General features: G+C 73.1%; 14 protein-coding genes. 6 read left to right on the top strand and 8 right to left on the bottom strand.

The window, feature by feature from the left end:
• Positions 1–226: 226 nt before the first annotated feature.
• The gene (locus tag ACT4N7_RS01690; RefSeq protein ID WP_444826750.1) at positions 227–769 is read right to left on the bottom strand and encodes a hypothetical protein; all 543 of its coding nucleotides are present in this window, start codon (positions 767–769) and stop codon (positions 227–229) included.
• Positions 770–853: 84 nt separating this feature from the next.
• Here ACT4N7_RS01690 and ACT4N7_RS01685 point away from each other — a divergent pair, with 84 nt between their 5' ends.
• Positions 854–2,341 carry an ArnT family glycosyltransferase gene (locus tag ACT4N7_RS01685; RefSeq protein WP_444826749.1) on the top strand — a complete coding sequence of 496 codons (1,488 nt, stop codon included), beginning with the start codon at positions 854–856 and terminating at the stop codon, positions 2,339–2,341.
• Between the two features lie 47 nt (positions 2,342–2,388).
• Here the strand turns inward: ACT4N7_RS01685 and ACT4N7_RS01680 are convergent, their stop codons facing one another.
• A complete protein-coding gene (locus tag ACT4N7_RS01680; RefSeq protein WP_444826748.1) occupies positions 2,389–2,754 on the bottom strand; it encodes an ArsR/SmtB family transcription factor in 366 nt (121 codons plus the stop codon).
• Positions 2,755–2,822: 68 nt separating this feature from the next.
• Between ACT4N7_RS01680 and ACT4N7_RS01675 the strand changes: the two genes are divergently transcribed.
• Positions 2,823–3,539 (top strand): aquaporin, encoded by a 717-nt coding sequence (locus ACT4N7_RS01675; RefSeq protein WP_444826747.1) that lies wholly within the window; start codon positions 2,823–2,825, stop codon positions 3,537–3,539.
• Position 3,540: 1 nt separating this feature from the next.
• Here the strand turns inward: ACT4N7_RS01675 and ACT4N7_RS01670 are convergent, their stop codons facing one another.
• Positions 3,541–4,272: a maleylpyruvate isomerase N-terminal domain-containing protein gene (locus ACT4N7_RS01670; protein WP_444826746.1), complete on the bottom strand. Its 732-nt coding sequence runs from the start codon at positions 4,270–4,272 to the stop codon at positions 3,541–3,543.
• A 33-nt stretch (positions 4,273–4,305) separates the two neighbouring features.
• A complete protein-coding gene (locus tag ACT4N7_RS01665) occupies positions 4,306–4,836 on the bottom strand; it encodes a hypothetical protein (RefSeq protein ID WP_444826745.1) in 531 nt (176 codons plus the stop codon).
• A gap of 106 nt (positions 4,837–4,942) precedes the next feature.
• On the opposite strand from ACT4N7_RS01665, the gene ACT4N7_RS01660 reads away from it, so the two are divergent.
• Complete coding sequence (locus ACT4N7_RS01660; RefSeq protein WP_444826744.1) at positions 4,943–5,575, top strand: nitroreductase family protein; 633 nt, start codon at positions 4,943–4,945, stop codon at positions 5,573–5,575.
• A gap of 4 nt (positions 5,576–5,579) precedes the next feature.
• Here ACT4N7_RS01660 and ACT4N7_RS01655 read toward each other — a convergent pair whose 3' ends face one another.
• Entirely contained in the window at positions 5,580–6,200 is a 621-nt protein-coding gene (locus ACT4N7_RS01655; RefSeq protein WP_444826743.1) for an L-threonylcarbamoyladenylate synthase, read from the bottom strand.
• A 147-nt stretch (positions 6,201–6,347) separates the two neighbouring features.
• On the opposite strand from ACT4N7_RS01655, the gene ACT4N7_RS01650 reads away from it, so the two are divergent.
• Together ACT4N7_RS01650 and ACT4N7_RS01645 are read left to right on the top strand one after the other, a co-directional pair.
• Positions 6,348–7,376, top strand: coding sequence for a cupin domain-containing protein (locus tag ACT4N7_RS01650; protein WP_444826742.1), 1,029 nt, complete (start codon positions 6,348–6,350; stop codon positions 7,374–7,376).
• 137 nt (positions 7,377–7,513) lie between these two features.
• Complete coding sequence (locus ACT4N7_RS01645) at positions 7,514–7,720, top strand: RGCVC family protein (RefSeq protein WP_444826741.1); 207 nt, start codon at positions 7,514–7,516, stop codon at positions 7,718–7,720.
• Here the strand turns inward: ACT4N7_RS01645 and ACT4N7_RS01640 are convergent.
• Entirely contained in the window at positions 7,717–8,211 is a 495-nt protein-coding gene (locus ACT4N7_RS01640) for a hypothetical protein (RefSeq protein WP_444826740.1), read from the bottom strand. The two genes, ACT4N7_RS01645 and ACT4N7_RS01640, sit on opposite strands and share 4 nt — an antisense overlap.
• A 254-nt stretch (positions 8,212–8,465) precedes the next feature.
• On the opposite strand from ACT4N7_RS01640, the gene ACT4N7_RS01635 reads away from it, so the two are divergent.
• Positions 8,466–8,957, top strand: a complete 492-nt coding sequence (locus tag ACT4N7_RS01635; RefSeq protein ID WP_444826739.1) for a general stress protein — start codon at positions 8,466–8,468, stop codon at positions 8,955–8,957.
• Here ACT4N7_RS01635 and sigK read toward each other — a convergent pair.
• Both sigK and ACT4N7_RS01625 read right to left on the bottom strand, forming a co-directional pair.
• Positions 8,947–9,543: an ECF RNA polymerase sigma factor SigK gene (gene sigK, locus ACT4N7_RS01630; protein ID WP_444826738.1), complete on the bottom strand. Its 597-nt coding sequence runs from the start codon at positions 9,541–9,543 to the stop codon at positions 8,947–8,949. The two genes, ACT4N7_RS01635 and sigK, sit on opposite strands and share 11 nt — an antisense overlap.
• Positions 9,540–9,968: a hypothetical protein gene (locus ACT4N7_RS01625; RefSeq protein ID WP_444826737.1), complete on the bottom strand. Its 429-nt coding sequence runs from the start codon at positions 9,966–9,968 to the stop codon at positions 9,540–9,542. The genes sigK and ACT4N7_RS01625 overlap by 4 nt, the downstream gene beginning before the upstream one ends.
• Between the last annotated feature and the right edge of the window lie 47 nt (positions 9,969–10,015).

The raw sequence follows: 10,015 nt of genomic DNA, 5'->3' as shown, positions 1-10,015 counted from the left end.
GAGTCTCCGGTTCTCGATAACGCTGCGGTGTCCGGGCGGAAGTGATTCCGCTGTCGGTGCAATCCCCGTCGCGGCGGGACCGGGCTACGGCGGAACGCCTGGCTCCTGGTTCAATACTGCTCTTCCCGGCGAACTCGGAATAGCCGCGTCGAGGCACAAATTTGCGGCGGCGTTCCTTGTGCCCGCATCACAAGGGACACGTATTTCCGGGGGAAACCCGGGCCGGTCAGGCGTCGCGGGTGCGAGTGGGCAGCGCGGCGGTGGCGTCGGCGAGGCGCTGCGTGAGGGTCGAGAGCGCGAGGCGGAGTTGGCCCGGCGCGTCCTCGGTGGCGATGCCCGAGCGCTCGGCCGCGACCGTCAGCGAGAGGTGTTCGTCCACCACACCGGTCAGCAGCCGCTGCTGCGCGGGCGGCAGCAGCGAGCGCTCGTCGCGGGTGATCGCGGTGCGGACGGCCTCGCGGAACGGCGCGGCGGAGCGGGCGGGCAGCCCGGCGGCCAGGGCGGTGAGCAACTGCGTGCGCAGTCCGCGCCCGGTGGGGTCGTCAGCCACCTGGGCCCAGTCGAGGTCCGCGAGCAGGGTCCGCAGCCTGCGGCCGAGCCTGCGGTGGCTGCGCTCCACGGCGGCGCTGATCGACCAGGCGAGCGTGAGCATCCGGTCCATGACCAGGCGCGCCGCGTCCGCGGCCGGGGTGCTGCCCGGATTGGTGACCACCTGGTCACTGTAGTCCGAATGGCCGCCGGTCGGGTAACCGCCGACTCTGGTGTCCATTGTGGACACCAGGCTTTCCGGCCCGCGAGTGGAAATCTCGGCACCCGCCTGAACGTCACGGTGACGCCGGGGCAGACTGGCGCCATGACTCTGGGCGCTCCCGGCCGCGTGGGCCGAACGGAGGTGCCCCGGTTCGCCCGGGGGCCGGTCGGGCTGGTCGTGGCGGTGCAGGTCGCGGTGCTTACGGCGCTTTCGGGGCGTTACGGGTTCCACCGCGACGAGCTGTACTTCGTGGCCGCGGGCGATCATCCGGCGTGGGGCTACGTCGATCAGCCGCCGCTGACGCCGCTGCTCGCCCGGGCGGTGACGGCGGTGTTCGGCGACACGCCGAGCGGGCTGCGGGTGGCCGCGACGCTCCTCGGCGCCGCGACCGTGGTGGTGGCGGCGCTGGCCGCGCGCGAGTTCGGCGGCGGGCGCGGCGCGCAGGTGCTGACGGCCGCGGCCACCGCGCTGTCGACGTATGTCGTGGTGGTCTCGCACATGCTGTCGACGTCGTCCACCGACCTGCTCGTGTGGACCGCGGTCGGGCTGTTCCTGCTGCGGCTGCTGCGGACCGACGACGCCCGGTGGTGGCTCGCGATCGGCGCGACGGTCGGCGTCGGACTGCTGAACAAGTGGCTGATCCTGCTGCTGGCGGCCGCGGTCGGGGTGGCGCTGCTCGCCGTCGGCCCGCGGCGGGTGCTGCGCGGCCGGTGGCTGGTGGCGGGGATCGGACTCGCCCTGCTGGTGGCGGCGCCCACGGTGGTGTGGCAGGCCGCGCACGGCTGGCCGCAGCTCACCGTGGCGTCGGGGATCAGCGGCGAGGACGGCATGGAGAACCGGCTGATGTTCGTGCCGCACCAGGTGATCTACCTGTCCCCGGTGCTGGTGCCGGTGTGGATTGCGGGGATCGTGCGGCTGTGGCGCGAACCGGGGTCGCGGTGGCTTCCGCTCGCCTACCTGGTGCTGTGCGTCGAGATCCTGGCTCTTGGCGGCAAGCCCTACTACGCCGTGCCGCTCCTGCTGCTGTTGGTGGCGGCGGGCGCCGAACCGAGCCTGCGGTGGCTGCGCGAGCGCGTCGCCTGGCGGTGGGCCGGTCCCGCCGCGGGCGTCGGGGTCGCCATGTCGCTGCTGGTCGGGCTGCCCGTGCTGCCTCCCGAGCGGCTGGCGCCGGTGGTGGCCATGAACCAGGAGGCCGGTGAGCAGGTCGGCTGGCCGCGGTTCGTCGACACCGTCGCGGACGCCTGGCGCCGGATACCGGTCGACCAGCGCGGCACCGCGGTGATCTTCGCGCGCAACTACGGCCAGGCGGGCGCGATCGAGCGTTACGGCCCGGCCCGCGGGCTGCCCGCGCCGCACTCCGGGCACATGTCCTACGCCGACTGGGGTCCGCCGCCCGACACCATGACCGGTCCGGTGCTCCTCGTCGGCCGCTTCCGCGCGGACGTCCCGTTCACCGACTGCCAGGCAGTGGCGCGCATCGACAACGGCGTCGGGCTGGACAACGACGAGCAGGGCACCCCGGTCGCCCTGTGCGCCCAGCCGCGGGCACCGTGGTCGAGCCTGTGGCCCGGGCTGCGGCACTACTACTGACCCCGCGCCGACCGGGGCCGGGCTCAGGCAATGCTGAGCTGCCCGGGTCAGCGCAGCAGGTCGCGGACTTCGGCGAGGCGGTCGCCGTTGGCGGCGTACCAGACCCAGTTTCCCCGGCGGTCGCGGGTAAGCAGGCCCGCGTCGGTGAGGATGCGCAGGTGGTGGCTGACCGTGGGCTGGGACAGGCCGAGGGCGTCGACCAGGTCGCCGACGCACACCTCGCCACCGGGGGCGGCGCGGATCAGCGAGAGCAGCCGCAGTCGGCCCGGGTCGGCCAGGGCCTTGAGCACGGCGGCGAACCGCTCGGCGTCGGCGCGGTCGAGTACGGCGTCGCCGAGGGCCGCGCAGCACAGCGGGTCGGTGGCGCAGTCAGGATCGCTGGGGGCCTTGTGCCTGCGGAGCCGGGTGGTCACCCGCCTATATTGACACTTGCCGATACGGCGTGCTGGACTTCCCGCACCGACGTCGGTGGGAGTGTGTGATGGTCACGGCGGCCAAGGATCGACCCGACAGCCGGAGCGCGGTGCCGGGCTTCCTCGCGCGGCGGGCGCTCGCGGAGGCGGTGGGCACCGGAGTGCTGGTCGCGACCGTGGTCGGGTCCGGCGTGATGGGCCAACTCCTCGCCCCCGGGCAGATTCTGCTTCAGTTGCTGTGCAACGCCGTCGCCGTGGTCGCGGTGCTGGGGGTGCTGATCGCGGTGTTGGCGCCGGTCTCGGGCGCCCATTTCAACCCGGCGGTCACGATCGCCGAGGCGATCTCGGGCCGGACGCCGTGGCCGACCGCCGCCGCCTACCTCGGCGCACAGTTTGCAGGCGCCTGCGCCGGGACGATGTTGGCGCACGTGATGTTCGCTCAGCCGGTGGTCCAGTTCACCGGGCAGCAGCGGGCAGGCGTCGGCCTGCTGGTCGGCGAGGTGGTCGCGACGGCGGGGCTGCTGCTGGTGATCCGGCTGCTGGCCGGGTCGGGGCGCGCGAACCTGGTGCCGGTCGCGGTGCCCGCATGGATCATGGCCGCCTACTTCTTCACCTCCTCCACCTCGTTCGCCAATCCAGCGGTCACCGTCGGCCGGGCGCTGACCGGCTCGTTCGCCGGGATCGCGCCCGCGTCGGCGCCCGCGTTCATCGCCGCCCAGTTCGTCGGGGCGGCGATCGGCGTCGGGCTCGCGGCCGTGCTGGTCGTCCCGGCCGCGAAAGACTGACTCAGAACGGCGTGCGCGCCAACCAGGTGTGCACCACCTCGGCGTCGCCGAGCACCTGCACGCGCTCGGCCGGGAGCCGGCGGAGCAGGGCGAGCAGCAGCTCGGCCGCGGTGCCGCGGACCGCCGCGGCGCCCTTGGCGTGCCCGTGCTCCCAGGTGAGGCCCTCGGCGCCGCCGTGCACCAGCCACTCCCCCGCCTCGCCGAGCCCGTCGTCGGTGGCGTGCAGGTGCAGCGTCGTGCCCGCGGCGAGCGCCGGGGTGTCCACCTTCCTGCCGACGACCAGCGACAACCACTCCGACACGCTGTCCGCGGCCACCGCCGGGTCGACGACGAAGGGCACCTCCAGCGCGAGCGCGACGTCGGCGCGGTGCACGACCGTCTCGTGCAGCCGCCGCCGAATCCACCAGGCCGCGGGCCGGGGGCCCATGAACGTCCACACGGGAGTGTCGGGGCCGGTCGCGGCGACCGCGTCGAGCAGCACCTGGGGGCTCTGCGCCAGCCAGTCGTCCAGGTCGCCGGTCGGTTTTCCGTCCGGGACCGCGCGTGGGTCGACGGGAGCGTCGGCGCGGTCGCGCACGATCATCCCGGCCCACCGGTCACCTCGGCCGACGTGGCGCACGAGCTGCGTGAGCGTCCACTCGGGACAGGTGGGCACCGGCGCGGCCGGATCGGCGTCGCGGACGAGGTCGCGGAGCAGCCGGTTCTCTTCGATCAGGGCGGCGGAGAAGTCCATGGCGGACAACGTAGCCGCTCCCACCGACAAAACTCAGCCCCGCTCGCGGAGGCCGAGGTCGGACCGCATGCCCCGGATGGCGGCGTCCACCCACGCGCGCACCTCGGGGTCGGCGGGGGCGAGATCAGCGCTCAGCCGGACCGACCACACCAGCTCGTCGGACCCGGGCCGCCCGCGGACAGTGATCACCGCGCCGCCCCGGTCCAAGGCCACCGGAATGGTCGCGACCACGGCGGCGGCGACCCGGTCCCGGATCACCCCCGGCAGCGAGCCGGGCCCGTCGAGCCGGAACACGGCCCCGTCGAGCCCGGTGACGGTCACCTCGCCCGCGTCGGACGGCCCGCTCACCTGGTCGATCTCCTCCCAGCCGAGCCTGCTCCACAGGTCGTCGCGGCGCAGGTAGAGCGCACAGGTGGACGCGACGACCGCCGACGGGCCGCCGGACTCGGCCAGGACGCGTTCGCCGCGGGCCAACTCGGGCCGCGCGGCGGGCCGCAGTCTGCCCGCGATCGCGGCAGGCAGAACCATCCACCAGTGCCCGGGTGTTCCCGCGTGCAGTGCCATAGCCGCTCCTCTGGGTCTGCGGCCAGTGAACACCCGACAGACCAGCGCGACGCCGCGTCGAGGATGTCCGTAAGAGACCCGCAAGGCGGGCCACTACGTTGGCCCCATGACGCCAGAGGAGTTGCTCACCACCACGCGCACGGTCCGCAAGCGGCTGGACCTCACCCGGCCGGTGCCGCTGGAGTTGATCGAGCGGGCGCTCACCACGGCCCTGCAGGCCCCCAGCGGGTCGAACCGGCAGTCGTGGCGGTGGCTGGTGGTCACCGACGCGGACCAGCGGGCGAAGATCGGCGCGGTCTACCAGCGCGCGTGCCGGGACTACCTGGAGTCCGCCGGGGCGGCGGGCAGGCTTTTCGCCGACGATCCGGCGCGCTCACCCGTCCAACACCGCGTGCACGACAGCGTCGAGCACCTCGCCGACCGGATGGGCGACGCGCCGGTGCTCGTCCTGCCGTGCCTGGAGACGCCGGGCCCGCTGCCCGCCGGGAACCAGGCCGGGCTGTGGGGCTCGGTGCTGCCCGCCGCGTGGAGCTACATGCTGGCCGCGCGCGCCCTGGGCCTGGGCACCGCGTGGACCACCCTGCACCTGGCCTACGAGCGGGAGGTCGCCGAGATCCTCGGCCTGCCGCCGACCGTGCACCAGGCCGCGCTCATCCCCACCGCGTACTACACGGGGACGACGTTCAAGCAGGCTCCCCGGCAGCCGCTGGCCGAGGTGCTGCACCTCGACCGCTGGTGAGAAGCTACTCGAACCGGCTGGTGTCGCCCGCGCCGCGGCGGATGATCTCCGGTTCGTCGGCCGAGAAGTCGATCACCGTGGTGGGCACCGTGCCGCACTCCCCCGAGTCGATCACCGCGTCCACCACGTGGTCGAGCAGTTCCTTGATCTCCCAGCCGAGCACCAGCGGCTCCTCCTGACCGGGGATCAGCAGCGTGCTCGACAGCATCGGCTCGCCGAGTTCGCCGAGCAGCGCCAGCGCGACGGGGTGGTCGGGAATCCGCGCGCCGACGGTCTTCTTCCTGGGGTGCATGAGCCTGCGCGGCACTTCGCGGGTGGCGGGCAGGATGAAGGTGTAGCTGCCGGGCGTGGCCGCCTTGATGGCGCGGAACACCGTGTTGCCGACGTGCGCGAACTGGCCTAGCTGGGCGAAGTCCTGGCACATCAGGGTGAAGTGGTGCCGGTCGTCGAGCTTGCGGATCTGCCGGATCCGGTCGAGCCCGTCCTTGTTGCCCAGCCTGCAACCCAGCGCGTAGCAGGAATCCGTGGGGTAGGCGATCAGGCCGTCCTCCCGCAGGATGTCGACCACCTGGCCGATCGCGCGGCGCTGCGGGGTGACCGGGTGCACATCGAAGTACTTCGCCATTCCCGGAGTCTACGAGCACCGTGCCGACCCGGCAGCGGTGTCGCGTATGGACAGACGGCGGGCGCGGTGACCGGTTGCGGCCAACCGGCGCGGCGCCAGTACGCTCTTGGTGAACTCCTGGCCGGACGCCGCTGTGAGGAGTGTGCGATGCGCGAGCGCGAACTCGACGGGTTCTACGCCGATGTCGAGGCAAGCCACCTGACACCGCTGTGGCGGCTCCCGGGGATGCCCGAGTCGCCTCGGCCGCGCGCGGTGCCGTTCGTGTGGCGGTGGAACAGTTTCGCGAAGCTCGCCGCCCGGTCCGGCGACCTCGTCCCGATCGACCGCGGCGGCGACCGGCGGGTGTTGGTGCTCACCAATCCCGGGCTCGGCGGCCGGGCCGCGGCGACCGGCACGCTGCTGGGCGCGGTCCAGTACCTGCTGCCGGGCGAGACGGCGCCCGCCCACCGGCACACGCCGGCGGCGCTGCGGTTCGTGCTCGACGGCGCGGGGGTGTGGACCGGGGTCGACGGCGATCCGGTCGCGATGGACCCGGGCGACCTCGTGCTCACCCCGTCGTGGAACTGGCACGAGCACCACAATCCCGGCGCCGAGCCGATGCTCTGGCTCGACGTCCTCGACCTGCCGCTGGTCGACTCGCTCGACGCCGTGTTCTACGAGGACGGGCCGGACGACTCGACGCTTTCGGCGCCGCGGGGCCCGTCGCGGTCGGAACGGCTGTTCTCGGCGGCGCCCGGGGTGGTCCCCGTCGGTCCCCGGCCCGACGTCGCGCATTCCCCGCTGCTGGCCTACCGCTACGCCGAAACCGATGCCGCGCTGGACAATCTGCTCGCGGTGAACCGGAGCGACCACGCCGCGGTGCGCTTCACCGACCCCACGACCGGCCGCGACGTGATGCCCACCATCCGCTGCGAGATGCACCGGATCACCGCGGGCAACTCCGGGCCCCGGGTGCGGGAGACCGGTTCGTCGATCTGGACCGTGCACGCGGGCCGGGTGCAGGCCGCGGTGGCGGAGGACACCTTCGACCTCGAACGCGGCGACGTCCTCGCGGTTCCCTCCTGGTGCGCGCACACTTTCACCGCCCACGACACCGCGACCCTGCTCCGGGTGAGCGACGCGCCGGTCATCGAGGCGCTCGGCCTGAGCCGCCGCGAGGAGTCCACGACGGCGTAGCGCGTGGGCGGTCCGGCAAGCGGGCGGCAACAGGGGTAGCGTCGGGTCCACCGGGAGCGATTCAGACCCCGTTGGCCACGATTCTCGTTCGCGCCGTGGGCGAATCCGCTGCTCCAGACGGACAGGAACCCACGACTATGGCCACCACGGAACTGAACCCGAGCGACACCGTCCAGGACACCGAGGACGACATGACCGGCGCGTGCGCCGTGTGTCCCCACCCCTGGGCCGCACACGACCGGATCGCGGCCCGCTTCTGCACCGCGACCATTGCCGGGAAGTACGGCCGCGGCTGCGTGTGCGCCGGCCCCTCCGGTGTCCACAAAGGACTCGTGCAGCGCTAGAAAATCGACTGCCAGCTCAGTCGGTTCGCGGGTGCGCCCGTGCGGCAGACCATCGGCTGAAAGCCCGCGCCGATAGCGTAAGCGCCCGCGGTCGGACACGGCTGACCGGCGACGACGACACCGAATCCGGGATCCGGCGGCGCGGCGGGCGGCTTGGTCGTGACAACGGGCGGATCGGGCTGCGCGGGCGGCGGCTTGACCGGCGGCGGGACCGGCGCGGCGGCCGAGATCGTGGCCGTTGCCACGGTGGTGGCGATCGTCCTGGTGGGCGCCACGGAGGTAGTGCTCGTCGGCGCGGACGAGGCGGGATTGTTCGAGGGCAGCACCTGCGGGGCTCGGTCGCCATCGGCAAGCAGCGACACGACGCCGACGATGCCCAGACCGGCGAGCAGCGAGCCCACGCGTAAGCCGAGCAGGACGGGGTCGAACTTGCCCCGCTTGCGATGGCGGGCCGCGGGTCCGCGCTGCGCGCTCGCCAGGTCAGGAACCACCCGAACCATTCCGGCCCCCGTCGAAGTCCCGTGGTCGTGTCCGTTTCGCCGCACCCAATGTACCGGTCGCCCGCGGCAGGCCGAGCCGGGGAGTGCCGTTCCGGCCATCGTCTGTCCAAAGTGGAGTATCAACGGTGGTCGACGGCCTGCCCCGCTGAGAATCGACTGTGAGTTTGCGGTGAGCGGCATTTTCCGGGTCCGGCCGCGTTGGAAGGGGTGGAGCGGCATCGTCCGCCCAGAAGTGTGAGAGACGAATGACGACCGCGTTCACGAACGTTCCGACCCCGACCCTGCCCACGCTGCCGCAAGGCTGGCCGATCGGCTCCTACGACACCTACCAGGAGGCCCAGCGGGCCGTCGACCACCTCGCCGACAGTGACTTCCCGGTGCGCGGCATCACGATCGTCGGCATCGACCCGATGGTCGTCGAACGGGTCGACGCGCGGTTGACCTGGGGGCGCGTGCTGGGCGCGGGCGCGATGTCCGGTGCCTCGCTCGGCCTGTTCGTCGGCGTGCTGCTGAGCCTGTTCACCGCGGGCGCCGGCCTGCTGCCGATCCTCATCGGCCTGGTCGCGGGCGTGGCGTTCGGCGTGGCCTCGGCCGCGGTCCGCTACGGCGCGACCAAGGGACAGCGCGACTTCGTCTCACACAGCCAACTCGTCGCCCGCCGCTACGACGTGCTGTGCGCGCCGGGCACGGCCGAGCGCGGCCGGGACCTGCTTGCCTCGCTCGCTCTCAAGGGGTGACCTCAAGGCAGCCGCGGAGGCGGAGCAGCCCGGCCCGCATCCGCGTCTTCACCGTGCCGGGCGGCACGTCGAGAATCTCGGCGACCTCGCGGTAGGTGTGGGCCTGGTAGTAGGCCAGCTCGATCGACTCACGCTGCAGGTCGGTCAGGGTCCGCAGGCAGTCGCGGACCCGCAGGCGCTCCCAGTTCTCGATCACCGTCTCGGCCACCTGGTCGTACGGGCGCGCCCGACTCGGCTCGAACACCACGGCGCGCTCGCGCTCGACCCGGGTCTGGGCGGACCGGACCCGATCGACCGCGCGGTGGTGCGCCATGGTCATCACCCAGGTGAGTGCGCTGCCCCGGTCCGGGCGATACCGCGCGGCGGTGCGCCACAGGTCGATGAACACCTCCTGGGACACCTCCTGGGCCTGCGCGTGATCCCGCACCACGGCTCTGGCCATCCCGAGGACCGCGGGAGCCAGCCGCTCGTAGAGCGCGGCGAAGGCGACGCGGTCGCCCAAGGCCACCGCGACCAGCAGTTCGTCCGGTGTCCGCGCGTCGACCTCGTTCCAGACAGCGGCGCGGCGGGCGGCCTCGGCCGTCATCCTCGCCCCGCCAGGCTCGCCCGCCTGACCGGCACCGGGCTCGACGCCCGCCCGTTCGCGTGGTCAAGCGCGCGGATCAGCACCGTGTTGCCGTCGGGATCGGACACCACGACCCGGCCGCCAGGAGACTGCGCCGAGTACGTGAGCGGACCGACCGGCACCGACAGCGCCCGCAGCCGCTCGCACAGCCCGGCGAGGTCCGCGGTCCACAACCGCAGTACCGGCACGGGCGGCGCGCCGTTCGGGGCGTGCGCGAGGACGAGCCGCACCGCGTCCGCCCGCAGCAGCACCCACCCGTCGGCGGTGATCTGCACGTCGAACCCGATGGCGAGGTAGAAGTCCAGCGCCCGACCGATCCGGCGGACCCGCACGCACGGCAACCCGCCGGGCCACAGGTGCGCCTGCCCCACCGATGGCTCGCCCATACCGCCTCCTGGTCTCTCCGCACGACGGGGAAGCGGCTGCAGCAGCC

The organism is Actinokineospora sp. (assembly GCF_052390155.1).
Taxonomy (GTDB): Bacteria; Actinomycetota; Actinomycetes; order Mycobacteriales; family Pseudonocardiaceae; genus Actinokineospora.
This window is presented reverse-complemented; position numbering and strand designations above follow the sequence as displayed.